Source organism: Bacteroides graminisolvens DSM 19988 = JCM 15093 (assembly GCF_000428125.1).
In the GTDB taxonomy this organism is placed as follows: Bacteria; Bacteroidota; Bacteroidia; order Bacteroidales; family Bacteroidaceae; genus Bacteroides; species Bacteroides graminisolvens.
In genome coordinates, this window is record NZ_ATZI01000001.1 from 1,075,969 (window position 1) to 1,101,364 (window position 25,396).

Annotated in this window: 27 protein-coding genes, 1 tRNA gene, 1 other RNA gene and 1 pseudogene; 17 read left to right on the forward strand and 13 right to left on the reverse strand. The window is 40.4% G+C overall.

Going from position 1 to position 25,396, the window contains the following annotated elements:
• Positions 1–40: 40 nt before the first annotated feature.
• The gene (locus C511_RS0104455) at positions 41–1,402 is read left to right on the forward strand and encodes an MFS transporter (protein ID WP_024996890.1); all 1,362 of its coding nucleotides are present in this window, start codon (positions 41–43) and stop codon (positions 1,400–1,402) included.
• Between the two features lie 732 nt (positions 1,403–2,134).
• On the opposite strand, the gene C511_RS0104460 is transcribed toward C511_RS0104455, so the two are convergent.
• Entirely contained in the window at positions 2,135–3,199 is a 1,065-nt protein-coding gene (locus C511_RS0104460; protein WP_024996889.1) for a DUF4831 family protein, read from the reverse strand.
• Between the two features lie 94 nt (positions 3,200–3,293).
• A complete protein-coding gene (locus C511_RS0104465; RefSeq protein WP_027317863.1) occupies positions 3,294–4,808 on the reverse strand; it encodes an NAD(P)H-hydrate dehydratase in 1,515 nt (504 codons plus the stop codon).
• Positions 4,809–4,937: 129 nt separating this feature from the next.
• Here C511_RS0104465 and C511_RS0104470 point away from each other — a divergent pair, with 129 nt between their 5' ends.
• The 7 genes from C511_RS0104470 (at position 4,938) to C511_RS0104500 (ending at position 11,020) form a co-directional block, all read left to right on the forward strand.
• The gene (locus tag C511_RS0104470; RefSeq protein WP_024996888.1) at positions 4,938–6,482 is read left to right on the forward strand and encodes a peptide MFS transporter; all 1,545 of its coding nucleotides are present in this window, start codon (positions 4,938–4,940) and stop codon (positions 6,480–6,482) included.
• A gap of 40 nt (positions 6,483–6,522) precedes the next feature.
• A complete protein-coding gene (gene hpt, locus C511_RS0104475) occupies positions 6,523–7,062 on the forward strand; it encodes a hypoxanthine phosphoribosyltransferase (RefSeq protein ID WP_024996887.1) in 540 nt (179 codons plus the stop codon).
• A 40-nt stretch (positions 7,063–7,102) separates the two neighbouring features.
• Complete coding sequence (locus C511_RS0104480; RefSeq protein WP_024996886.1) at positions 7,103–7,672, forward strand: adenylate kinase; 570 nt, start codon at positions 7,103–7,105, stop codon at positions 7,670–7,672.
• Positions 7,673–7,743: 71 nt separating this feature from the next.
• On the forward strand, positions 7,744–8,904 hold the full coding sequence (obgE, locus tag C511_RS0104485) for a GTPase ObgE (protein ID WP_024996885.1): 1,161 nt from the start codon (positions 7,744–7,746) through the stop codon (positions 8,902–8,904).
• Positions 8,901–9,725 carry a peptidoglycan editing factor PgeF gene (gene pgeF / locus C511_RS0104490; RefSeq protein ID WP_024996884.1) on the forward strand — a complete coding sequence of 275 codons (825 nt, stop codon included), beginning with the start codon at positions 8,901–8,903 and terminating at the stop codon, positions 9,723–9,725. The genes obgE and pgeF overlap by 4 nt, the downstream gene beginning before the upstream one ends.
• A gap of 1 nt (position 9,726) precedes the next feature.
• A complete protein-coding gene (locus C511_RS0104495; protein ID WP_024996883.1) occupies positions 9,727–10,389 on the forward strand; it encodes a B3/B4 domain-containing protein in 663 nt (220 codons plus the stop codon).
• Positions 10,390–10,408: 19 nt separating this feature from the next.
• On the forward strand, positions 10,409–11,020 hold the full coding sequence (locus tag C511_RS0104500) for a M23 family metallopeptidase (RefSeq protein WP_027317864.1): 612 nt from the start codon (positions 10,409–10,411) through the stop codon (positions 11,018–11,020).
• On the opposite strand, the gene C511_RS0104505 is transcribed toward C511_RS0104500, so the two are convergent.
• Positions 11,021–12,169, reverse strand: coding sequence for a lactonase family protein (locus tag C511_RS0104505; RefSeq protein WP_024996882.1), 1,149 nt, complete (start codon positions 12,167–12,169; stop codon positions 11,021–11,023).
• A 161-nt stretch (positions 12,170–12,330) separates the two neighbouring features.
• Here C511_RS0104505 and ssrA point away from each other — a divergent pair.
• Positions 12,331–12,727, forward strand: a transfer-messenger RNA (tmRNA) gene (gene ssrA / locus C511_RS17415).
• 168 nt (positions 12,728–12,895) lie between these two features.
• Positions 12,896–13,612, forward strand: coding sequence for a phosphatase PAP2 family protein (locus C511_RS16165; protein WP_051260446.1), 717 nt, complete (start codon positions 12,896–12,898; stop codon positions 13,610–13,612).
• Between the two features lie 137 nt (positions 13,613–13,749).
• Here the strand turns inward: C511_RS16165 and C511_RS18410 are convergent, their stop codons facing one another.
• The 4 genes from C511_RS18410 to C511_RS0104535 all read right to left on the reverse strand — a co-directional run bounded on the left by C511_RS18410 (position 13,750) and on the right by C511_RS0104535 (position 16,380).
• Positions 13,750–13,884, reverse strand: a complete 135-nt coding sequence (locus C511_RS18410; protein WP_262482319.1) for a hypothetical protein — start codon at positions 13,882–13,884, stop codon at positions 13,750–13,752.
• 225 nt (positions 13,885–14,109) lie between these two features.
• The gene (gene rny / locus C511_RS0104525) at positions 14,110–15,645 is read right to left on the reverse strand and encodes a ribonuclease Y (RefSeq protein ID WP_024996881.1); all 1,536 of its coding nucleotides are present in this window, start codon (positions 15,643–15,645) and stop codon (positions 14,110–14,112) included.
• A gap of 131 nt (positions 15,646–15,776) precedes the next feature.
• Complete coding sequence (locus C511_RS0104530; RefSeq protein WP_024996880.1) at positions 15,777–16,067, reverse strand: cell division protein ZapA; 291 nt, start codon at positions 16,065–16,067, stop codon at positions 15,777–15,779.
• 19 nt (positions 16,068–16,086) lie between these two features.
• A complete protein-coding gene (locus tag C511_RS0104535) occupies positions 16,087–16,380 on the reverse strand; it encodes a hypothetical protein (protein ID WP_024996879.1) in 294 nt (97 codons plus the stop codon).
• Positions 16,381–16,691: 311 nt separating this feature from the next.
• On the opposite strand from C511_RS0104535, the gene C511_RS16170 reads away from it, so the two are divergent.
• From C511_RS16170 to C511_RS0104555, 4 genes are all read left to right on the forward strand, one after another.
• Positions 16,692–16,913, forward strand: a complete 222-nt coding sequence (locus C511_RS16170; protein ID WP_024996878.1) for a 2TM domain-containing protein — start codon at positions 16,692–16,694, stop codon at positions 16,911–16,913.
• A gap of 99 nt (positions 16,914–17,012) precedes the next feature.
• Positions 17,013–17,597: a hypothetical protein gene (locus tag C511_RS0104545; protein WP_024996877.1), complete on the forward strand. Its 585-nt coding sequence runs from the start codon at positions 17,013–17,015 to the stop codon at positions 17,595–17,597.
• A gap of 14 nt (positions 17,598–17,611) precedes the next feature.
• Positions 17,612–17,896: a winged helix-turn-helix domain-containing protein gene (locus C511_RS0104550; RefSeq protein ID WP_024996876.1), complete on the forward strand. Its 285-nt coding sequence runs from the start codon at positions 17,612–17,614 to the stop codon at positions 17,894–17,896.
• 4 nt (positions 17,897–17,900) lie between these two features.
• Positions 17,901–18,467: a phosphorylase family protein gene (locus C511_RS0104555; RefSeq protein ID WP_024996875.1), complete on the forward strand. Its 567-nt coding sequence runs from the start codon at positions 17,901–17,903 to the stop codon at positions 18,465–18,467.
• Here the strand turns inward: C511_RS0104555 and C511_RS16175 are convergent.
• The 3 genes from C511_RS16175 to C511_RS0104570 form a co-directional block, all read right to left on the reverse strand.
• Complete coding sequence (locus C511_RS16175) at positions 18,434–18,796, reverse strand: YbaN family protein (RefSeq protein ID WP_024996874.1); 363 nt, start codon at positions 18,794–18,796, stop codon at positions 18,434–18,436. The two genes, C511_RS0104555 and C511_RS16175, sit on opposite strands and share 34 nt — an antisense overlap.
• Positions 18,797–18,871: 75 nt before the next feature.
• Positions 18,872–18,944 (reverse strand) — tRNA-Trp (locus tag C511_RS0104565).
• A 137-nt stretch (positions 18,945–19,081) separates the two neighbouring features.
• A complete protein-coding gene (locus tag C511_RS0104570; RefSeq protein WP_034781448.1) occupies positions 19,082–19,678 on the reverse strand; it encodes a uracil-DNA glycosylase family protein in 597 nt (198 codons plus the stop codon).
• Between the two features lie 132 nt (positions 19,679–19,810).
• Here C511_RS0104570 and C511_RS0104575 point away from each other — a divergent pair, with 132 nt between their 5' ends.
• A complete protein-coding gene (locus tag C511_RS0104575) occupies positions 19,811–20,515 on the forward strand; it encodes a nucleoside-specific channel-forming Tsx family protein (protein WP_024996872.1) in 705 nt (234 codons plus the stop codon).
• A gap of 9 nt (positions 20,516–20,524) precedes the next feature.
• Complete coding sequence (locus C511_RS0104580) at positions 20,525–21,850, forward strand: nucleobase:cation symporter-2 family protein (protein ID WP_024996871.1); 1,326 nt, start codon at positions 20,525–20,527, stop codon at positions 21,848–21,850.
• Here the strand turns inward: C511_RS0104580 and C511_RS0104585 are convergent.
• From C511_RS0104585 to C511_RS18265, 3 genes and pseudogenes are all read right to left on the reverse strand, one after another.
• Positions 21,847–23,946 (reverse strand): KamA family radical SAM protein, encoded by a 2,100-nt coding sequence (locus C511_RS0104585; protein ID WP_024996870.1) that lies wholly within the window; start codon positions 23,944–23,946, stop codon positions 21,847–21,849. The genes C511_RS0104580 and C511_RS0104585 overlap by 4 nt on opposite strands.
• Before the next feature lie 158 nt (positions 23,947–24,104).
• On the reverse strand, positions 24,105–24,737 hold the full coding sequence (locus C511_RS0104590) for a hypothetical protein (RefSeq protein ID WP_024996869.1): 633 nt from the start codon (positions 24,735–24,737) through the stop codon (positions 24,105–24,107).
• An 81-nt stretch (positions 24,738–24,818) separates the two neighbouring features.
• A pseudogene (locus C511_RS18265) lies at positions 24,819–24,899 on the reverse strand (ATP-binding protein); the annotation flags it as partial.
• A gap of 208 nt (positions 24,900–25,107) precedes the next feature.
• Here C511_RS18265 and C511_RS0104595 point away from each other — a divergent pair.
• The gene (locus C511_RS0104595) at positions 25,108–25,284 is read left to right on the forward strand and encodes a histone H1 (RefSeq protein WP_024996868.1); all 177 of its coding nucleotides are present in this window, start codon (positions 25,108–25,110) and stop codon (positions 25,282–25,284) included.
• Positions 25,285–25,396 lie beyond the last annotated feature (112 nt).

Below are 25,396 nucleotides of genomic sequence, written 5' to 3' on the forward strand. Positions count from 1 at the left end.
TTTGGCAACTAAAATAATAATATAGAAGCAATAATTTACTATGTCTGTAGAATTGAATAAAAAATTGAATGACTCCAAGTTCACCCGTTGGATGGCTTTGGGGGTTGTGGCTTTCACCATGATGGCCGCATATTTCGTTAACGATGTGATGGCACCTTTGAAGACAATGCTCGAAGGGCAGCTGGGGTGGGGAAGCACGGACTTCGGCTTTTACACCGGCGCATACAGCTTTTTGAATGTATTCTTCCTGATGCTTATCTGGGGCGGACTCATCCTTGACCGTTTCGGCATTCGTTTCACCGGTAAACTGGCTGCCATCTTGATGGTGTTTGGTACGGCACTTCAATATTACGGCATTACCGAATTGGCCGACAGTAACTCGGTTTACTTCGGTTACAAGGCCGGAGTTTTTATATCGTCGGTTGGATACTCCATCTTCGGTGTGGGCGCAGAAGTGGCAGGTATTACAGTTACCAAACTGATTGCCAAATGGTTTAAAGGAAAAGAAATGGCTACTGCCATGGGCGTTCAGGTTGCGTTGGCCCGTATCGGCTCGCAGGCCGCTTATACGCTGGCTATTCCTGTTGCCAAAAGCTTTCACCTTGATACTCCCGTACTGATCGGTTTGGTATTGCTGGTGGGCGGACTGATTGCTTTCTTCGCATTCTCTGTACTCGATAAGAAGCTCGACAAACAAATAAAAGACGATAAGACTTCTGTCGATGAGGAGAAATTTTCCATTAAAGACGTGGGAGCCATTCTTTCCAATCCCGGCTTTTGGTTGATCGCCTTACTTTGCGTGTTGTTTTACTCATGCGTGTTCCCGTTCCAGAAGTTCGCCACAGAATTGATGGTGAGCAAATACGGTATTGATGCCGACTTTGCCGGTTCCATTGTAGGTTTGCCGGCACTGGGCGCGCTGATTCTCACTCCCGTTTTTGGTAGTTTGGTTGACAGTAAAGGCAAGGCAGACAATATCATGATCATCGGCGCTGCCATGCTTATCTTCGTACATCTCACTTATTCCATCCCTTCCATCAACGGTTGGTGGGTGGCTACCGTACTGATGATTATCCTGGGAATTGCCTTCTCGTTAGTACCATCGGCTATGTGGCCTTCGGTGGCTAAAATATTCCCTGCCCATCAGTTAGGAACAGCCTATGCACTAATCTTCTTTATTCAGAACATCGGTTTGTGGGGCGTGCCCAATTTAATCGGATGGATTCAGAAGGAATTCTGTATTAGTGAAACAATTAACGGTGTGAATCAGTACGATTATACCATCCCGATGCTCGTCTTCACCGGCTTTGCTACCCTTTCTCTGGTCATCGGACTGTTGCTGAAGGTGGCCAACAAGAAGTACGGTTACGGATTGGAAAAGGCTAACATTGAAAAGAAATAATAATTGGCCAAACGCTTGACTTTGGCAATATAATGTATTATCTTTGTAAAAGTAATCCTATAATAGATTGATTTTATTATGGGCGGCAAAGGCAGGAGCGTAAACTCCTGCCTTTTTTCGTTTTGCCCGGTTGAAAAGTGACTTAACCCGGTTTCTTATTGTCATTTGCACGGTAGCAAAAGGTCCGCGAGACACCGTCTCACAGCCGGGAGACGGCGTCTCGCGGACCAAAAGACGGTTTCTCTTTTGAAATTGCTCGTTATCTTTTTGAAAAAGTTGGTTATGTTTTTCAAAAAGTTGGTTGTCTTTTCCTTGCTTCTTGCTGGTGGGTGCTCACTACCTCTTCGATCGTTAATAATATATAAATTTGCTCTTGACAAAAAGACCTTGCTTGCTGTCTGTTTGTCCAATATAAAGAACATCACGCGCTTCAACTCCTCACATTATTCCACTTCTATCTGTGATTTTTCATTCATGTGGCAGACTAACGATATAAATAAACAATGCTATGCAGGTTAACATACAGTTAGTTGATGAACATAGCTTAGAAGAGAATGCTAAACTTATACTATAACCCAAAGATGAAAAAACGAGTTGTAATTGCTGTTACGTTGTTGCTTTGCCTTTCTGCAAAAGCACAGCAACAAGAAAAAGTCATAGTGCCCAAAGCCGGCCTGTCTGTCATCGTATGACAAATATGGGCAAACGGCTTTAACTATTTTAATCTCTTACTTATTTGCTTTCCTCTTCGCGGTCAACTTTAATTAAGCCTCCGGTTGACGGGTCAAATAAAACCTTGATGGTCGATTTCTTATCAAACAATTGTGGAGCAAGGTATTCAAGCGTACCGAATTGTGTAACGGAAATATCCTCTTTCACCAGCTCTTCGTTATTTCTTTCAATTACGATTTGCGCTTTTCCCGGCACGTTGTAAGCAATACCTTCTAGCTCTTTCTTTTTATCTTCTGCCGGAATGTTCAGCGTTTTAAGGTTGGTGAGCGATACATATACCGGTTCGCCCGCCAGGTTGTTGGCACCCAATATGCCTAGTTTCTTTGAGAAACGGAACAACACTTCGCCCTTCATCTCCTTGTCGGGAGTGATGCGTATAACGTGTGTCTTTTCTTCTTTTGTTCTTGTTCCGGTAAACATCTCCGTCATGGCACGTTCCTGCTCTTCCAATTTCTCGAGCATGATACGTAATTGTTCGCCGTCTTTGGGCATGTTATCGGCTTGTCCGCGTAACAAAGCGTTTTTGCTTTCGCGAATGCTGTATATCTCTTTGGCCACAAGTTCAGCCATCTTGGCGGTAGAGTTAGCCATCAGAATCTCTTCGGTCAGGAATGATTTGGGGTTTATGCGCGCAGTCTTTGCCGGTTGCGGTTGGGCAACCACTTCTTTGCGGGTGCTCAACGGCATGTTGATGGAGCGCACAATGCCGTCTTCCGTCAACTCCATGAGTGGGGCTACTGTTTTATCTTTGAGTTTAACGAAATAAGTCCGCTCTTTGTCGGGCACACCCACTGCTTTTGCCTTTACTTCAGACAGTTCCCAGTATTCGTCGGAGTCAACAGATACGTTGTTCATCCGCAGATATCTCTCGGCGTATTTACCAAACTCACCGGGAGTAAAGGTAGTCTTTACGCTTTTTATTTCAATTTCAACTTCTGTTTTAGGTAACAGGTAGGTAACACCAAAATCTTTTCCGCGTGTAACGCCCATAGTTACTTTGGTTTGTGCGAAGGTTGCGGCAGATGAAAGGAGCAAACTTAAAAGTAAAATAGAGCTTCTCTTCATTTTTATGGTTTTCTTTTAAATAGTTTAACAGCAAATGTAATCATCTTCTTGATAGAATGATGCTAATGGGAGTGAAAAATACTCAACGTACGTTTTATTTCTCTGTCAATGCTTTCCATGCGGCAGGCAGGCAGGATACAATATCGCCCGCAGTGAGGGCAATCATTCCCTGTTGCTCGGCGGCCATGTCTCCGGCCATTCCGTGCACAAACACTCCTAGTCGTGCTGCATCTTCGGAGGCGTATCCCTGGGCTAGCAGACTTAAAATAACGCCTGTCAGCACGTCGCCGCTTCCGGCGGTGGCCATGCCCGGATTGCCTGTTGAGTTGAAGTATGATTTTCCCTGCGGGGTGACTACTACCGTATAAGCCCCCTTCAGCACAATATAGCATCGGGTGTTTTGAGCAAGTTCGCAGGCTTTGACCAATCGTTCATAGCCGTCTTGGCATTTCCCTGCCAAACGATCAAACTCTCCCGGATGCGGGGTCAGTATGGAACCTTTGGGAATGGAAGATAGAATATATCTGTTTTCGGCCAAGATGTTCAGCGCATCGGCATCAATCACCATCGGAATTTGGCTACCGCTGATTTGTTCTACCAATGCCGCTGCCGATTCGATGTGCTTGCCCAGCCCCGGACCAATGCCGGCAGCCTGAAATTTTTCGGTGTCAACGGGTGTGCCGAAATATGTTTCGTTCAAATCAGCATGTACCATTGCTTCGGGAACGGATGTTTGCAATACTTCTACGTTTCGTGAAGGAGCGTGAACCGTAAGCAGTCCCACGCCCGACCGCAGACAGGCTTTAGCTGCTAAGACAGAGGCGCCTGCCATGCCGTATGATCCGGCAATGAGCAATGCATGGCCGAAGTTGCCTTTGTGAGCAAAGCGGTTGCGTGGTTTGATAAGTCGGCTCATCTCTTCGCGTTCTGTCAGATAGTAATCTGTTTGTGTCTCTTCGATGGCGACGTTGCTAATACCAATATCAAGTAGATGCCATTCGCCTACATATTCTGCATTCTCGGCAAACAGAAAAGATAACTTGGGCAGCTGCAAACTGAATGTGTAGCGTGCTTTGATGATGTGCGCGCGTACATTGAATGTGTTCTCTTCCGTCATTAATCCCGAGGGAACATCGATAGATACCACCGTTGCGGGCGATGAATTGATGTACTTCACCACAGCGGCGAAACCTCCGCTTAAGGGTTTGTTGAGGCCGGAACCGAAAAGTCCGTCAATCACTAAATGGTTAGCTGTTAGCGTGGGCGGCACAAATTGTGTGCTTACCTCGGTGAAGGTTACAGAATGCATGGATTCAATTCGTTCCCGGTTAACTTGGCAGTCGGCCGACAACAATCCTTTGGTGTTAAATAAGTAAACGGCTACCTGATAACCTTTCGTGGCAAGCATACGCGCTACTGCCAAGGCGTCGCCCCCGTTATTGCCCGGTCCGGCGAAAACAGTGACCGGAGTCTGGGCGGTCCATCTGGCAACAATAGCTGAAGTAAGAGCATGAGCAGCTCTTTCCATCAGGTCAATGGAACTGATCGGTTCATGCTCTATGGTGTAAGCATCGAGTATTTTAATACGGTTTCCCGAGAAAATCTTCATATTCGTGTATTTTTGTATCCTGCAAAAGTACTCAATAGATATAAAACAGTCAAGCCTTACATTTAAAACTCCTGTGAAAATAACTATTTTTGCAGCCATTAATCAAATAGTAAATACTCAATTAAGCAAATGAACAGTTTAAAAGGTCATCCCAAAGGATTATATCTAATCTTCGCCACCAGTACGGCAGAGCGTTTTAGTTATTACGGCATGCGTGCCATCTTTATTTTATTTCTAACGCAGGCTTTGCTCTTTGATAAGGAGCTGGCTACCTCAATTTACGGAAGTTATACGGGGCTGGTGTACCTCACTCCTCTGATAGGTGGTTACATTGCAGATAAATATTGGGGAATCAGGCGATCCATTCGTTGGGGAGCGGTTATGATGGGACTTGGACAGTTTCTGCTTTTCTTGAGTGCGTCTATGTTGCATACGCCCGGATGGGCACACGGGTTGATGTATGGCGGACTGACATTGCTTATTCTGGGCAACGGTTGTTTTAAACCTACGGTCTCTTCTTTGGTGGGACAGTTGTACACACCCGGTGATAAACGGATTGATTCAGCATATACTATTTTCTATATGGGGGTTAATGTGGGGGCTTTCATTGCTCCGCTGGCATGTGGTTACTTTGGTGAAACGGGCAATCCCGACGACTTCAAGTGGGGCTTTCTGCTGGCTGCCGTTGTAATTCTGCTTACCATTGTCATTTTTGAAACGCAGAAAAGTAAGTACTTGCTTTCGCCGGATGGCAAGCAGTTGGGTGTATTGCCTGATGCTCGTCAGCAGGCTCTTTCCGCAGAGCAGGCAAAATCGGCTTCGGCTGGCGAACAAAGCTCACGCAAGTGGCGCAACTTGGGCATTCTGGCCGCTCTGGCACTCGTGTTTGGCACGTTGTTTTACCTCTGGCTGGGCGATGACTGGGTTAGTGTAGGCATCTTTACGGCTTGTTTGGTGTTTCCTATCAGTATATTGCTCGATTCGTCGCTGACCAAAATTGAGCGGGAGCGAATCTTTGTCATTTACATCATTGCCTTTTTTGTAATCTTTTTCTGGGCAGCTTATGAGCAGGCGGGAGCGTCTCTTACTTTGTTTGCCGCCGAGCAAACCGACCGAGTTATCTGGGGATGGGAGATGCCTGCTTCCTGGATTCAGTCGTTTAACCCTTTGTTTGTGGTTTTGTTGGCTTATATTATGCCGGCCTTTTGGGCTTTTCTCAATAAACGAAACCGTGAACCTTCATCTCCGGCAAAGCAGGCTATCGGACTCTTATTGCTTTCTTTGGGTTATCTTTTTATCTGTTTTGGGGTGAAGGATGTGCAGGCCGGAACCAAGGTTAATTTGATGTGGCTCACCGGTCTTTATTTTATACACACGATGGGGGAAATAGCCTTGTCGCCCATTGGTCTTTCGATGGTCAACAAATTGACACCTTTGCGTTTTGCTTCATTGATGATGGGCTTATGGTACCTTTCTATGGCAACGGCCAATAAGTTTGCCGGTATGCTGGGAGGTCTCTATCCGGAGGCAGGAAAAGAGAAAATTCTACTCGGTTTCCGCATTGAGACCATGTATGATTTCTTTATGATTTTTGTCATTATGTCGGGCATTGCCGCACTGATTCTCTTCCTTTTATCGAAGAAATTGCGCCAGATGATGCATGGAGTGGAATAAAAATCGTACTTTTGCCCCATTATTATTAATTCAACCGGTTATGGATACCATACAAATAAAAGATAAACAGTTCTCTATCTCCATTAAGGAGGAGGACATTCTGAAAGAAGTGAAGCGTGTTGCCGATGAGATAAATCGCGACCTGAAAGATAAAAATCCATTGTTTCTTAGTGTATTGAACGGCTCGTTTATGTTTACGGCCGACCTGATGAAGCACATTGCCATTCCTTGTGAAGTGTCATTTGTGAAACTGGCTTCATATCAGGGCGTTTCTTCTACCGGAACGATTAAAGAGGTGATTGGTATCAATGAAGATATTGCCGGTCGCACGATAGTTATTGTAGAAGATATTGTAGATACCGGATTGACTATGCAGCGTCTTATCGAGACATTGGGCACTCGTCATCCTAAAGAGATTTTAATCGCTTCGCTGTTAGTTAAACCCGAGAAACTGAAGGTAAAGCTGGATATTAATTACGTAGCAATGGAAATTCCGAATGATTTCATTGTGGGCTACGGACTCGATTATGACGGATACGGACGTAATTACCCCGATATTTATACGGTAGTAGAAGAATAGGTAAGAATGTTTTTTGAAATATAAATAAGTAAAAAGAAAGATGCTGAATGTAGTTATTTTTGGTGCTCCCGGATCAGGAAAGGGAACACAAAGCGAACGTATTGTAGAAAAATTCGGGATTAACCACATTTCTACAGGTGATGTTCTTCGCGCTGAAATTAAAAACGGAACCGAATTGGGTAAAACGGCAAAAGGTTATATTGACCAAGGCCAATTGATTCCCGATGAGTTGATGATTGACATCCTGGCTAGCGTTTTCGATAGCTTTAAAGATAGCAAAGGGGTGATCTTCGACGGTTTTCCACGCACCATTGCACAAGCAGGTGCATTGAAACAAATGCTTGCCGATAGAGGACAGGCGGTTTCTGTTATGCTTGATCTGGATGTTCCCGAAGAGGAATTGATGACTCGTTTGATTAAACGCGGACAGGAATCAGGTCGTGCCGATGACAATGAAGAAACAATTAAGAAGCGTTTGCTGGTATATCATTCACAAACAGCTCCGTTAATTGACTGGTACAAGAACGAAGGTGTATATAAACACATTCAAGGTCTTGGAACAATGGACGGAATCTTTGCAGATATTTGCAAAGCAATAGAAAATGTATAATTTTGTAGCCGGGCAACGTTTCTCGTAGAGATAGCGTGCCCGGCTATTATTATCAATAGAGGAAAAGAAGTATGGCTGAATCGAATTTTGTTGACTACGTAAAGATATATTGCCGCTCTGGTAAGGGTGGTAGGGGATCTACACACATGAGGCGCGAGAAATATGTTCCTAACGGAGGCCCCGATGGTGGCGACGGCGGTAGAGGAGGCCATGTTATCTTGCGTGGAAATCGTAATTACTGGACGTTACTGCACTTGCGGTACGACAGGCATGCTATGGCTGGCCACGGCCAGTCGGGTAGCAAAAACAAGAGTTTTGGTAAGGATGGTGAGGATAAAGTAATAGATGTTCCTTGCGGTACGGTGGTTTATAATGCCGAAACGGGGGAATATATTTGTGATGTAACGGATCACGGACAAGAGGTGATCTTGTTGAAAGGTGGTCGCGGCGGACAAGGAAACTGGCATTTCCGTACGGCTACTCGTCAGGCACCTCGTTTTGCTCAGCCGGGTGAACCGATGCAGGAGCTGACGGTGATCATGGAGTTGAAGTTGCTGGCGGATGTGGGCTTGGTAGGTTTCCCCAATGCGGGCAAGTCGACTTTGTTGTCTACTGTGTCGGCGGCCAAACCGAAAATAGCCGATTATCCTTTTACTACGCTTGAGCCAAACTTGGGTATTGTGTCGTATCGCGATGGAAAGTCGTTTGTGATGGCTGATATTCCCGGTATTATAGAAGGTGCCAGTGAAGGAAAAGGATTGGGATTGCGTTTCCTCAGACACATTGAACGCAACTCTTTGTTGTTGTTTATGGTGCCGGCAGACAGTGACGATATTCGCAACGAATATGATATTTTACTGAATGAACTGAAAACGTTCAACCCGGAAATGCTCGACAAACAGCGGGTGCTTGCCATCACGAAAAGTGATATGCTCGACGAGGAACTGATGGATGAAATCAGACCGACTTTGCCCGAGGGTATTCCTTCTGTCTTTATCTCTTCTATCACCGGACTGGGTATAGCGGGGCTGAAAGATATTTTATGGGAGGAGCTCAATAAGGAGAGTAACAAGATTGAAGGGATTGTACACCGTTCGAAGGATGTTTCGCGCTTGCAGCAGGAGCTACAAGATATGGGTGAAGATGAGGTTCTTGATTTTGAATATGAGGAAGAAGAGGGCGACGACGATCTTGATTACGAATACGAGGAAGAGGATTGGGAAGAAAAATGATTTCTTTAACAGAAGATAAGGCAATGTTGGGATACGAACTGTATGATTCGTATCCCAACATTGCTTGTTTTGTAACCACTCGTATGGGAGGTTTCAGCAAGGATGATGCTTACTCAACTTTCAACTGCTCACCGTTTTCGGGCGATGACGAAGTGGCGGTGCAGCGCAATCAGCTTAAGCTGTGCAACTCGTTGGCGCAACAACCCGAGGTGTTGATTATTCCTCATCAGGTTCATGGTACGGTGGTTCGGTGTTTGAAATCAGATTTCATGGATTTGGATGCGAATAGTCGACAGTTGTTACTCGAAGGGGTGGATGCGCTGATTACAAATGTGGAAGGGTATTGCATTTGTGTATCGACAGCCGACTGTGTTCCTGTTGTTTTGTATGATAGGAAGAAGGCTGCTGTTGGGGTGGTTCATGCCGGATGGCGTGGAACGGTGGCTGGAATTTTGGCCGAGACGCTTCATCAGATGAATGTTTCTTTTGGTACGCAAGGTGAGGATGTGCTGGCATGCATCGGACCTTCCATTTCGTGCACTTCCTTTGAAGTGGGACAGGAGGTTTATGATGCGTTTTTTCGGCAAGGGTATCCGATGGAACGTATTTCTTTCTTTAATGAGCAGACGGGTAAGCATCACCTGGACTTGTGGGAGGCGAACCGCATGGCGCTGATTGATTTCGGAGTACCCGATGTACAGGTTCAGCTTGCCGGCATTTGTACGTTCGCTCGTCATGAGGAGTTTTTCTCTGCTCGGCGTTTAGGAATTCTGTCGGGCAGAATCTTATCGGGAATTATGTTGAACAAGACATTGAAATGACATGTTTGAAATCATTGTTTCAGAAGAAATAAGGGCTGTTTGCCCCCAATTTCAAGGAGTGGCGGTTTATGCGGAGGTGAAAAACTCTTCTTTTTCTCAGGGATTATGGGATGAAATTAATACTTTTACCGCTGAGCTTTTGCATTCGTCTCAGTTGGATGATATCAAGAAGCATCCGGTGATTGCTGCCACGCGTGAGGCGTATAAAAGATGTGGTAAGGATCCGGGACGTTATCGTCCCTCGGCTGAGGCTTTGCGCAGGCGCTTGTTACGTAATATTCCTTTGTATCAGATTGATACGTTAGTGGATCTCATCAATTTGGTCTCTTTACGCACGGGATATTCCATTGGGGGCTTTGATGCTGATAAAATTCAAGGTAATCGGCTGGTACTTGGAATAGGGAAGACCGATGAACCGTTTGAAGGAATAGGGCGGGGGGTACTCAACATTGACGGGTTGCCTGTTTACCGGGATGCTTCAGGGGCAATCGGTACGCCTACCAGTGATCACGAACGTACAAAGATGGATTTGGAAACTACGCATATCCTGGCGTTGGTCAATGGATACAATGGCCGTGGGGAGTTGGAGCAGGCTGCCGCAATGATTCAGCATTTGCTTATAAATTATGCTGAATCTAACGGTGGAGACGTTTATTATTATTGAATCGTTTAAATTTTAATGTATGAAACAGACCTTTGTTCTTACCTTGTTATTAGTTGCTTCTGTTTTCTTGAAGGCTCAGGAAGCGTGTCCGGAGTTTAGTTCCATGGAGATTAATCACATTCGGGTAGCAACTCCCGGTTTGTTTGCCAGTTCGGGTAAGTTAATACTTCATATAGATTCTTTGGTACAAATGGCCAATTTCGCTTTCCCATTGCCTGGTGCCAAAATTATTTCTAATTACGGATCAAGAGGCGGACACAGTGGTGTCGATATAAAAACGTGTCCGAATGATACCATTTATTCAGCATTCAACGGCATTGTTCGCATGTCGAAACCTTATAGTGCTTACGGAAAGGTTATAGTGGTTCGTCATCCCGGTGGTTTGGAGACTGTTTACAGCCACAATTCAGTGAATTTTGTCAAGAGTGGTGATGTGGTGAAAGCCGGTCAGCCCATTGCACTTACCGGACGGACTGGCAGGGCTACCACCGCACATCTTCATTTTGAAACCCGCATCAATGGGCAGCACTTTAATCCGAACTTAATTTTCAATATAAATGAAGGCACACTTCGAAAAGCATGCCTTCAATGTATTAAGAAAGGTAATAAAGTCCGTGTGAAATCGTTGTAATTACTCGACAAACTTAATGCAGACCGGCTTACTGAGTTTGATGTCTTTGCGGGTATCTGTAAGCAGACCTGTATTTATGTCACGCTCGTATATCTGAATGACGTTGCTATCTCTGCAGGCTACCAACAAAAATCTTCCATTGGGGGTGATTATGAAGTTACGCGGATGTATGCCGGTGTGTTGATATCCTTTTTGGGTCAGTGTGCCATCTTTGCCATTGATGCTGAAAATGGCTATTCCGTCTTCTTTTAAGCGATTGCTGGCGTATAGGTATTTTCCGTCCGGACTAATGTGTATATCTGCACTTCCTTGGGCTCTTACACTATCGGCCTCAATGTTTTGTATCACTTTTAATTGTCCGTCTGTATACTGAAAGGCGGTGACTTTCCCCGATAACTCGTTAATTACGTATGCGTGCATACCATTGGGAGCAAAGGTGAGGTGTCTCGGCCCCGACCCTGGTTCTAATTGAAATGAAAGAGGTTGCCCCGTAGTCAGCAAAGGCTGTTTATTACGGTGGTTGGCTTGAAGGTTGACATTAAATTTATGTATTTTGTCGGTGCCAAGATCGCAGGCGAACAGATACTTCTTGTCGGGTGTGAATTGTACGCAATGCAGATGGGGCACTTTCTGGCGAACAGGGTCGGGTCCGGAGCCGTTGAACCTCATAATTCCGGAAGCTTTGTCAAGTGTACCGTCTTCTTTAATAGGGAAAACGGATATGCTGCCGCCGCTATAGTTGGCCGTTACTGCATATTGGCCATTGGTGATAATGTAACAAGGGTCGGCTCCCATAGTGGGTTGCTCATTTAATTTAGTGAGCTTTCCCTTTTCTTTATCAAGTGCGAACGCTGTGACTGCAGCCGTCGTGTCGTTGTGCTCACTCACAGCATACACAAACTTTCCATCTGCGGACGGGGTTAAATAGGAAGGATCCGAAACTGGTGTTTCACTCATTAGTTGTGCATTTCCTGTTTTCGCATCTAAGCGATAGGTATATATGCCTTTACTCTCTCCTGAAGTGTATGTACCCACTAACATGGTTAGTGTGTCATTGGTTGCTTCGTTCATTGATTTGACTTCCTTACGCGACTGGCAGCTTGTTGCAAGGATGCCAATTGTACAAATACTTACGATCTCTTTCACCATTGTTTGTCTTTTAAATGTTTCAACAATACTACAAAAATACAATAATCTTTTAATTTTTGTTTTTTAGAACATAAAAAACGAATAATTGACCCTTTTTGTGTTTGTATTAATCAGATAATACATATATTTGCAACGCTAAAGTGGTTTACCACTCCTTTAAAGGGGTTGACTGGATTTGACAGCGGGCAGAAATGGTAGGTAAGCATGCAGTGCGTCGGTAATTTGCACTTAAATATCAGTTATCAAAATTTTATCTGGCGAAAATAATTACGCTCTTGCTGCTTAATCGAATTATAGTAGATTAGCTTAATCTGGGTACTAGGTATCCGGACGAGACATCACTCAGAAGCTGTGGCTTCGAAGTATTCTGGTTCAGTGGTGCAGTCATATCGGAGATAGCTTTAAGTGGCTTCGCATTTAAAGTGAAAATAAAGAAGATAAGGTTTGTGTTGATGGCTTTGGTTCTGCACAGACACGAAAATTTAGGCAAAGATAAGCATGTAGAAAGCTTATGATTTCCTCGTTTGGACGAGGGTTCGATTCCCTCCAGCTCCACTTAGCCAATCTGACAATTTAGTCGTTCCCTACAAATTTAACCTGATTTGTAGGGAGCGGTTAAAGAAGCAATCCACTAAACTTTAATGAATTTAAATCATATAACAAGTTGTTACTTTTTCAGTATGAATGAGTAATTTACTATGAAGACATTTTTTTTAATTAAATACAATGGAAGAATCGGCTATTGAAGAGATTGGCGAAGGAATGTTGCCTTATGAAAGGGATCTATTTCTTTTTTTGAACAGACATCACTCTGAGTTCTGGGATAATTTCATGATGTTGTATTCGGGTAAGTTGTTATGGGTTCCACTTTGTTTGGTTTTTCTTGGTTTAGCTTTCTATAAGGTTAAGTGGCAAAATGCATTGCTGTTTATTGCTTGTTTTATATTGTTAGCTTGTCTTTGTGATCAAATTTCAGCCAATGTCATTAAGCCTTTGTTTTCAAGGTTACGCCCCACGCATCATCCGGATTTTATGGCTCAGGTGCTTACTGTAGATAACTATCGAGGAGGCAGGTTTGGTTTTGTCTCTTCTCATGCTGCCAATGGTTTTGGAGCTGTCGTATTTCTGTCTTTGGTTTATCGATGTTTGATATTTACTTCTGTCATGTCTCTGTGGGGGCTCATAACGTGTTACTCGCGAATTTATTTGGGCGTTCATTTTGTGACTGATGTTATTGGCGGAATCTTATTGGGCGCCATGATCGGTTTTTTGGTTTTCCTATTATTTCGCTATTTACAAAAAAAATGCTTTAAGAAGTCGTTTTCAGAATGTCTTCATGGCGGCTGTTGTTTAAAAGTTAGGTCTCGCATTATTATGCTTACAGTGGGCATTACGGTTCTTGTTAATACAACAATTTCTCTTGTAGAAATGCTAACCAATTAATTGAAAAAGTTTCTTAATCCTAGTTTCGTTTTGATATAAATGAAAAGGGGGAGGGCGTTTATTCGCCTTCCCCTTTTCTCTATTGTTATTTATATACTTTCTTGGAATTTATGACTTCTATATGAAGTCTGACTTTGTTAGGCTACGGCTCTATTTGCCATAAGCTTTTGTAACTTACCATTTAATAACTGGCACATAATACCGTTTCCCATTGCTTGGTATCTTTTAATACGGTACTGTAACATCATAATTTCATTTGCATTCTTTTTCATAATCTTCATCTTTTGTGCTCACCACCTTTTGGAGAGCTATTATTATTCTTTTCTATTATTTCGATGCAAAGATAAAGCTTATTTCTTATTTGTATGTTTTATAACATATAAATAATGCTAAAAGTATTCGATTTTATTTTGTATGGGTCCTTTCCTTTGAATTTATGAATCAAAAAAGGTTCGGCAACACTGCCGAACCTTTTCATTTATCTTTTGATTAATTGCTTATTTAGCAAAGCTTACTGCACGAGTTTCACGTATCACAGTGATTTTTACTTGGCCTGGATAAGTCATTTCATCCTGAATCTTCTTAGCTATTTCAGTAGAAAGATTTTCTGTTTCCCTATCGTCAATCTTATCAGCACCTACAATTACGCGTAATTCTCTACCTGCTTGAATAGCGTACGTCTTGGTAACGCCTGGATATGACATGGCTAATTGCTCAAGATCGTTGAGGCGTTTAATATAAGCTTCCACAATTTCTCGTCTTGCTCCTGGACGTGCACCGGAAATTGCGTCGCAAACTTGCACGATAGGTGCTAATAAGCTTGTCATTTCAACTTCATCGTGGTGTGCCCCGATAGCATTGCAGATATCAGGCTTTTCTTTGAACTTCTCAGCTAGTTTCATACCTAATAATGCATGTGGTAATTCTGGTTCTTCATCGGGCACCTTACCTATATCGTGTAACAATCCGGCTCTTTTTGCTTTCTTTGGATTTAGACCGAGTTCCGATGCCATTACTGCACATAAATTAGCTGTTTCACGAGCATGTTGCAACAAATTTTGTCCGTATGAAGACCTATACTTCATCTTACCAATGATACGGATTAATTCAGGATGTAAACCATGAATTCCCAAGTCAATTGTGGTACGTTTACCTGTTTCAATGATTTCTTCTTCTATCTGTTTTTTAACTTTTGCAACGACTTCTTCAATACGAGCCGGGTGAATACGTCCGTCTGTTACTAGTTGATGAAGTGCAAGACGCGCTATTTCACGACGTACAGGATCGAATGCAGATAATACAATCGCTTCGGGGGTATCATCAACCACAATTTCAACTCCGGTTGCAGCTTCAAGAGCTCGTATGTTTCTACCTTCACGGCCGATGATACGTCCTTTGATTTCATCAGACTCAATATGGAATACTGTAACCGAGTTCTCAATTGCCGTTTCAGTTGCTACGCGTTGTATTGTTTGAATAACAATGCGCTTAGCTTCTTTATTAGCTGTTAATTTAGCATCGTCCATAATATCATTAATGAAAGATTGGGCTTCTGTTTTAGCTTCTTCCTTCAATGATTCAATTAATCGGTCCTTTGCTTCATCGGCAGAAAGTCCTGATAATGCCTCAAGTTTTTCAATTTCTTGATGTTGCAACTTATCTAGTTCCTCTTTTTTCTTCTCAATGATTACAAGCTGAGCCTCGAGATTCTCTTTTACTACTTCGGACTCTGCTTTTTTACGTTGAATTTCATCTTGCCTTTGGGCAATAACCATTTCTCTTTGTTTCAGTTTGTTTTCAGCTTGCTGAATTTTTTGGTTTCTGATAGAGACTTCTTTCTCCAAGTCTGCTTTTTTGTTTAGGAACTTTTCCTTCACTTCAAGCAGCTTGTTCTTCTTTATAACCTCAGCTTCCGTTTCGGCTTCTTTGAGAATACTGTCATACTTCGATTTGAGTGCATATCGAAACATTACATACGACAATGTTCCACCAAGAAGGAGGCATACAATGGATGCTACTATTGTTACTGTCATTTCAATTAATTTAATATGTGTATAAAATAAAAACGCACTCACTAAAACACATGCAACACCTTAATTGTCCATGTATTCTAGTAGTGCGTGTATCTTCTTATAATTAATAAATCTCTAAATATATCTGAACTCTATTCTTTCCTGAAATACTCTTCCAGCAAGTCTGTGAGTTCATCTATTTTTTTGCTATACGGCTCAGTGTCATTACGTTGCTTTAATTTTTGATTCTCTAAAGAAAATTCATACGCTACCATAGCGATAATTTTTTCGAGTTCCAAATTTTTATAATGGCTCCGATACGTATTAAGTCTCATATTTACCTGTTTTGCTGCCTCTCGAACTAATTCTTCCTCTTCCATATTTATTTGTAGAGGATAATTGGCATCAGCAATTTGCAGATTTATTTTTATCTTATCGTTCATACACCATTCTTTATTTGTTTTATTCATTTAATAAAGCGATGCATTTATCGACTTCACGCACTAATTTCGACAATCGCAGCTTTGTCTCTTTTACATCGCTGCCGTTAAGGCTGATTGTTCTCGCTGTTTTTAGGTTAGTGTAGTTGGCTTCTAAAATTAAATAAGAAGCCTTTACCTTTGCTATTTCTTCTTTCTGTTCCTCCAATAGTTGCCTTAAACCGGCATTTTCTTGTTTTAGCTCATCATGAAGATAAATCAAATGCCTTAATCGGGCTTCAAAGGTTGATAATAACTTTTTTTCTTCTTCTGTCATTCTACACTAAAATTGTACACAAAAATACAATTTACTCTCAGATTACAAAAACTTTTCATAAGAAATTAATTCAAAAGTCTTAAAAAACTTATTTAATACTAATAAAACAGTCTTTATTATCTTTAAAAATGATAGAAAGAAAAAATAATTTCAAATAATTTGGTTTATAAAATAAACTAGTTACATTTGCAGAAGATTCGAATCTTACTATTTTTTATAGGTATTTGTACTTTATAAAAAATAAATCTCTAAAAAGAATATGAACCAGAACCGTATTTCTTAGTACGGAAGATGAAAACGAAAAATTAATTATGGAACTAACAAATGAAAAAACAAAAATGAAGAATCAATGCAAATTAAATATAATAATGAGCATTGTGAAGTATTTGGTCGTAAATGCATTTTTGGTGTTTGTCAATTTGATGACAACGCCTAATTATTTATGGGTACTGTGGGTAATTGCCGGTTGGGGGATCGGTTTAATATTAACTATTGTGACAAACTATCTGGAATTTAAGTATAACAACAAATAAAATGGATGAGCTTATTTTAAAATTGAGTGTATGTTGGATTGTGTCATTTGTTGCTATAGTTTATATATGTTGTGATTACACACGTAATTATTAGAAAATATGGAAGATAAAGTTTTAACTGAGAAAGAAAGTTTAGATCTTATTTCTCAAATGATTCGTAATACACGAAGTCGTTTAGAAGATAATAGTGGTATTCCTTTTCTCATTTGGGGATATACTACTGTAATTGTTGCTGTAGTTGTGTGGTCTTTAGTAACAACGTCCGGCAATTATTTATGGCATTGGCTTTGGTTCGCTATACCGGTGTTTGGAGGAACATTATGGCTATTGAATTATAAGAAACAATTAAATAATAGATCGCGAGCTATCACGTTTGTTGATAGGGCAATCAGTCATGTGTGGATGGTATTTGGAATTGCCTCTTTTATGATTTCGATTATTGCACTTTTGACTTACATACCCATTTTATTTATTGTATTACTTACCATGGGAATGGCTACGGCAATTACAGGATTAATGATTCGTTTTAAGCCTATTATTTTTTCTGGATTTATCGGTATTCTCTTTTCGCCGCTTTGCGTAATAGTTCGTGATGCTTCTTCTATTTTAATTTTTGCTGCCGTTTTTGTATTGATGATGGTTATACCGGGTCACATGCTAAATTATACAGCTAAAAGAAGGTAGGAAAGGAGGACTTGATGTTTAAAGAATTAAACCCTTTGCTTCACTCTGAATTACGTTTAGCTGTTATTTCTTTGTTAATGACAGTTGAAGAGGCAGACTTTGTGTATCTTCGTCAGCAAACTGGTGCTACAGCTGGTAATTTAAGCATTCAGATAGATAAACTGAATAATGCAGGATATGTTGAAGTTACCAAGACGTTCAAAGGAAAGATGCCGCGTACGGTCTGTAAAATCACACCTGTAGGTGTAGATGCTTTTGAAGAGTATGTAGAAGCTTTGAAAACATATATATTAAGATAACCATATGCTTAAAATTTTAATAACTTGTGCCGTCAGAGAAGAATTCTTTGAAATAAAATGGCCCGATACAGAGGTGTATTATGTACTCACCGGAATTGGTAAAGCTAAAGCGGCTTACCGTGTTGCAGAAGCAATAAATCATGTTCAACCTGATTTGGTTGTTAATGCAGGTACTGCCGGTACCATAGTTCATCAGGTAGGCGATATCTTTGTTTGCAAGACATTTGTAGACAGAGATATGGCAAAATTGAAAGATTTCGGATTGGAAAGTGAAATATCTACTACAGAATTATTGTCAGATAAAGGGCTTTGTAAAGAATGGGGTCGAGAGGGCATATGTAATACCGGAGATAGTTTTCTTACCGAAGAATCAACTCTTCAGGGTGATGTTGTTGATATGGAAGCTTATGCTCAAGCATTTGTGTGTCGTGATAAAGAGGTGCCTTTTATTGCAGTAAAATACGTAACTGATATTGTTGGTAAGAACTCGGTTGCTCATTGGGAGGATAAATTGAAAGATGCGCGGACGGCTTTAAGTCATTTCTTTAGTGTTCTATATGATAAAATATGATAAGTAACACCAATGGCAATGGCAATAAGCAAAAATTTAATCCAGATGATTGGCACAAGGTAGGCTACGCAATAAAGCATGCTGCCCCACATCAATGTGATGGATATTATCTTGGCACGGAGTGGAATCGCTTTTTTCTCTCTAAAATTGCGAATATAAGGTCCTAAGTGTTTTTGGCCTAGTAGCCAGTCATATAGTTTGGGAGAAGACTTGAAATATAGGGCAGCTGAAAGTAACAGAAAAGGCGTGGTAGGAAGTAGGGGTAGAAATATACCCACAATACCTAATATAAGTGAAATGGTGCCTATGATTACAAGTAATATTCTCATCAGATTGACCATATTAAGATTTGCTTTATAAAATAAAACAGTGGCTACATTTTGTGGCCACTGTTTTATTTTATGCACGGGAGGAGAGGCTCGAACTCCCGACACCCGGTTTTGGAGACCGGTGCTCTACCAACTGAGCTACTCCCGTGTTTGCGGTGCAAAGGTAGTAGAATATCCCGAATTAGCAAGAGTTGTAAGGGAATACTTTTTTATTTTCTAACCTATAAATTTGCTTGGTGCTGATAATCAGCTCTCTACCCTATTTTTTTATCTGACTGAAAAAAGCTACATCATCTGCAAGTCTTGAAACATGATGCGATAGGATGCAACTTTTCTCTCTAAAGGGAGTGGATACGCTCTTGAAGAAGAAGGCATACGGTAAAGTCTCAATGCTCGATTGTTAAATACAAATTCTGAAAAATCCCCCAACTTGGGTTCTTGTATGTCGAACTGTTTGAGTAAAGTTTCCGTTGCTTTTTGCCCAGTAGTAACAATAGCTTTGCATTGAGGTAAGAGGTTGAGTAGTCTTCTGATATCTGTTTGTTCAACAACTTCTAAAAACTTGTCGGAGGCATTGTCTTGTAAACGTTTTATGGAAGATGCCGTATCATACAATGCTATACCCTTTTCAATAAGAAACTTAATAATACTTTCTCTGTCAAATGTTTTTAAGGGTTCTCTTAGAAAATGACTCTTATTATCATAATATAATAGCCCCATAATACGCCACATGTCGTTATTCCAATTCGGATAATAAAAATCCATTGACCATCTTTTTTGTTGAGGAGGAAAGCTGCCCAGCATCAATAGACTAGCTTGAGGGGGCAGAAATGGCTTTAACGGATGTATTTCTATTGGTATTTCTTCTAATTTATTTGGCATAATTTATTAGTTAATGGATTTAATTTCCCTTCAAAAATAAGAATCAAAAACATACTATTTGCTTTATGTTTGCTTGCTTCTTAATTAAATTAACTATTTTTGCACCTTTAATTATCCGAATTACATAAGTTTATGAAACGATTAGCAACAATTTTCTTCTTAGCGCTTGCTCTGAGCATTTTTGGTTTACGTGCGCAAAACATTCAGTTACACTATGATTTTGGTCGTGCGTTGTATGACAAGAACATGGATGTTCGTCCATTGTTAACTAGTACTGTAGAAAAATTCCAGCCAGACGATTGGGGAAGTACTTTCTTCTTTGTCGATATGGACTATAACTCTAAAGGCGTTGAGCAGGCATATTGGGAAATAGCCCGCGAATTAAAATTTTGGGACGGTCCTTTATCTCTTCATTTAGAATACAATGGCGGTCTGGCAAAAACATATTCTATTAATAATGCTTATATGCTTGGTGGAACTTATACATATAACAATGCATCTTTTAGCAAAGGATTTTCATTGACTGCAATGTATAAATACATTCAGAAGAATGATTCACCTAATAATTTTCAATTAACTGGTACTTGGTATATGAATATGAATGATAACCTCTTTACGTTCTGCGGTTTTGCTGACCTTTGGAGAGAAGAGACCTGGTTTAATTCAAAACTCACATTTCTTACCGAACCTCAATTTTGGGTTAACTTGAATAAAATAGATGGAGTAAATGATAAATTCAATCTTAGTGTGGGCACTGAAGTAGAAGTGAGTAATAACTTCTATAAAGGTAGAGCCTATGTGATTCCTACTCTTGCTTTGAAATGGACTTTAAATTAATCTGCCTGAATGAAAACAGATTTAATCTATGGGGTTGAAGATCGCCCACCATTTAAAGATGCAATATTTGCTGCATTACAGCATCTACTTGCTATTTTTGTGGCTATTATTACCCCTCCGCTTATCATTGCAGGAGCCTTAAAACTTGATGTTGAAAAAACAAGTTTTTTGGTATCCATGTCACTCTTTGTTTCAGGAATCTCTACATTTATACAGTGTAAACGCTTCGGCCCGGTCGGGGCTCGTTTATTGTGTATTCAAGGAACCAGTTTTTCATTTATCGGTCCCATTATAACAACGGGTCTGATGGGGGGATTACCACTTATATTTGGTGTATGTATGGCTGCTGCTCCCGTTGAAATGGTTATCAGTCGTACTTTTCGCTATATGCGCAATATTATCACTCCTTTGGTTTCTGGAATCGTAGTTCTTTTGATTGGCTTAAGTCTGATTAAAGTTGGAGTTGTATCATGTGGAGGCGGATATGGAGCTATGGATAATGGAACCTTTGGCTCGTGGGAAAATCTCTCAATAGCAGGTTTGGTTTTACTGAGCGTTTTATTTTTTAATCGCAGTAAAAACAAATATCTCCGTATGAGTTCCATTGTGTTGGGAATTTGTTTGGGATATGGGTTGGCTTTTGCTTTGGGTAAAGTCGATATGTCATCTTTGAATTTAAATCTACTTACGAGTTTTAATATCCCGATGCCATTTAAATACGGACTTGATTTTAATATTTCCTCATTTATTGCTATCGGTTTAGTCTATTTGATTACGGCTATTGAAGCTACCGGAGATGTGACCGCAAATTCTATGATTTCCGGATTAGACATTGAGGGGGAAGGATATGTGAAAAGAGTTTCTGGAGGTGTATTAGCTGATGGATTTAATTCTTTTCTGGCAGGAGTTTTCAATTCTTTTCCAAATTCAATCTTTGCTCAGAACAATGGAATCATACAACTTACTGGAGTGGCAAGTCGCTTTGTAGGATATTACATTGCTGCCATGCTTGTACTGCTGGGTCTTTTCCCTATTGTAGGTGCAGTGTTTTCCTTAATGCCCGATCCTGTATTGGGTGGAGCTACTTTACTCATGTTCGGAACTGTAGCAGCGGCTGGTGTCCGCATTGTTTCTTCTCAACAAATTGGTCGTAAAGAAACACTTGTATTGGCTGTCAGCTTGTCACTCGGCTTAGGGGTTGAACTTATTCCTGATATTTTAATAAATGCTCCTGATGCGATTAAGGGTATTTTCTCTTCCGGTATCACTACAGGTGGACTAACAGCTATTGTAGCCAATGCAGTGATACGCGTTAAAGAAGAAGGTGAAATTTAATTTTTTATCTCCAGATTACTAATTCTACTAGTTATACTGTACAAAGGCGACGGATACTCGTATATTTTAAAACGAGGTTCCGTCGTTCCTTTTGTATAATACCATAACGTTGCATATTCTTCAATGTTTTCACCCATTGTGTCCAGTTGCCTCAAATAGGCAGCCAGCGATTTATTCTCAACAATGAATACATTGCCCATTTGATTGATGATGGGACTATGCTTACGCGAACCATCATGATCAAATAACATGATTCTTTTTCCCTCGGCAGTAATACCAACTGTTTGGAAGGTCATGCTTTTACCAATGGCAGGTAAATTAAGAACATTTCGATCTGTTGCCAAGAAAGGTAAATCGTGTTTTTTCAGGAATGTGGCGATAAGATTCCCCTTTTCATTATTTTCTTTGAGCAACTCATCTAATTCAGTTTTCTGACAATCGTTTAATTCTCCCCATATTTTCTCTTCTGTTTGCTCTTGTATAGATCGACTGATAGGTGCAAACACGGCATAGTTTTCATTAAATCCTTTTACAGAAAAAGTATAATAGCAGAGAACTCCCGCTTTATTGAGTACCTCACGCAGTCGTGCTGTATGTCCTCTTCTTGACGCTGCCACGTTATAGACCAGTTGATTCGTTATTAGCCATCCGGCAGAAAGTAATTTTTTTATGGAATCAAGAGCTTCGGGGGTCACTTCCAGTGGGGTTTGAAAATGTGTTTGAATAATAAACTGTTTTATGCCTATCATACTTCCTCTTTGTTTCACATCCTTCAGAATATCAATCAGTTCTTTATCAACCCTCATCGGGAGATAAGCCAATAAGCGACTTCCTAAGCGAATACGAGTTAGTTCTGCGTATTTTTCACCATCTGGTCTTTGCAAATTAGCTTTCTGTTTGTTTTTAGCCATCTGCAGTACAGCTTCCAAAATATGTTTTAACGTTTTATTTTGGCTCATTAAGGCATCTCCTCCTGTGATGAGAATGTCACGTAATTGGGTATCTTCTTCAAAATAAGCCATCAAGCGTTTTAGCTTTTTGTTCCATGATTCTTTCGGCTTCAATGATTCTAGCTCAAAGTTAAGCCTTTCACTTTGGAAATCGTACATGCGTTGACAAGAAGCACATAAGCCACCACAGGCCCTCCCCATACTGTCGGGAATTAAAATGGCGACCTCCGGATACCTACGGTGGATGTTATTTCCCTCAGGAAGCAGCCAACCCGCTGCGTTGGGTTTTCCAGATACCACTAAATCTTCTTTTTCCCAAGCTTTGATATTGCCATACGTGTCAACCAGTTCTGGTGAATAAAGAATATAGCTTCTGATAGCTTCGTCGTCATACCCTTGCTGCGTTGTATTTAGTAGTGACAGATAATATGGAGTAGCAAAAAAAGGCATTTTCTTTTTACGTGCCCGCACAAGCAGTTGCATGGTTTTATCAGATAAAGAATTGCCTAGTAAGGTATTTAGCTCAGTAGGGCTCTTTGCAGCCATAGCCAGATGGAAACGATAATCATTCCACCAATATCTTACTTTTTCAAGCTTGCCTTCTTCAGATAGATTTTCTTCAAAGGTGTAACGTGAATGAACCGTTTTTTTTTGCTCAATTTTTTTGCTTAAGATTCTAATCATACGTTCTTTATTTTGAACTCTGATAGTTACTGTATCTTTATCGATGCCCGTACTCCAACGCCCCATTTGCCTTTTTATCTTGCTTGTTGATGTTGATTTGCTGTCGGCCCAATCATTTTCGTAGAACAAGAAAAATAAGTCGATAAATAAATCAGTGCTTGCTTCTGTTTTATCAAGTGGGTTTTTGAGGTAGTTCCAAAGAAGTGTCAAGGTTTGAATATGCATATCTTCGCCGGTAGAAAGTTCGTTGATGTTTTTCCCATCGTATTCAATCAGCATTCGAATATGCTCACTTCTTCTAGCATTCCATTCATTATGCAAGCCAACGTATTCATTTAATTTCTGTTTGAATTCGTTTTCATCGCAGGAGCTCTCGGCCATAGAAACTATGTCGGGCAGCCTTTGTTTATACATGATTTTTAGTTCGGAAAGAGTAAGTGAAAGCATTTTCTTTTGTTTCATGCGCGTCGTTGTTTATAAGTTCTTAATTGAGATATTTGCATAAATATAACAAAAAAAAGCGGAAGATCAATTCTTCCGCTTTCAAACTCGTGCGTTTATTAAGAAAAAAAAAGTTTTTTTGTTCCCTTTTCTAATCAATACAAACAGTTTTATTTCAATTATTTAGCGATGTCTCCTTTTTGTTTGGGTTCCTTTTTGGCTAACAAAACAATATTGTACACATATTCCGTCATCCATTGTTCTGAGTACCCTAATCGTTCTTTATACTGTCTTACGGCAGTCGCTGTTTTATGCACATCGTCAGCCTTCCACACTTTCTTGGTACATACTTCGTGAACGGTTTTCTCTGTCATTCCTTTCAAAATCTTTTTGAATAATAAAGGTATGCGGAATTTCCATTGCATAAGGTTTCCCATCAGCATCATCAAGTCATTTGAAAATCCTTGGTACATAAACAGATACGCTTGTATGTCATTTGGCGTTTTACAACTCTTTTTGACCGATGCATCAATTTCTTTGAAGAAGTTTTCACTTAATCCATAATCCTGCATCAACATTTTGCGTGCACGTGATTTTTCGGCTAATCCCAATTTTCCATTTTGTGTCTGCACTTTAAACATACGTTTAAATTGTGCAACATCGGGAATGAAATTAATATTGGTGATTCCAAGATTTACAGCAATGACCGATTGAAAATAAACGCGGGTGAGTGAAACGAAATCTTCCACATTGCCAACGTTGCTGTTACCGTCTCCGGTGTCCTTTTTTAATAATTTAGATAACAAGCTCATTATTTATAAGAGTTATATTATTGATTCTTACTATTTTTATATATGATCATGAAAGTGCAAATGTACAAATAAAAAGAATGATCATTTCAGTTTGAAACAGAATTTATGATTTTCAAATACAGTTTCGGTTATATCAAACCGAATAGATTTGGCTGGTAAGTGCCCAACTACACTTCTTGATGTTTGGGCCAGTTATGAATGCCTCTAATCGGTTTTTCAGATGCAAAAGTATAGAAAAAAAACGATTTGAGTATGCTGTGAGTCCTTTTAAGGCTTTTTTATTAAAAAAAAGATTCTCAACTATGTTGTTATTTGCGGAAAGAATGTAATTTTGCCGACCAAATATTAACGAAACATTATAAAAAGGATTATGAAAGAACTAGTAGAAAAGGTAAATCAGCTGGTAGCTGAATTCCTAAAAGACGCTGAAGCACAAATTGAGAACGGAAACAAAGCTGCAGGTACACGTGCTCGTAAAGCTTCTTTAGAGATTGAAAAATCAATGAAAGAATTCAGAAAAGCATCTTTAGAAGCTTCTAAGAAATAAATTTCATCTTTTCAAAAAGCAGTTAGACCACTCTGATAAAGAGTGGTCTTTTTTTGTTATAACAATATAATGTCTAATTGATTTTTGACTGATAATTACTATCTTTGGCTCT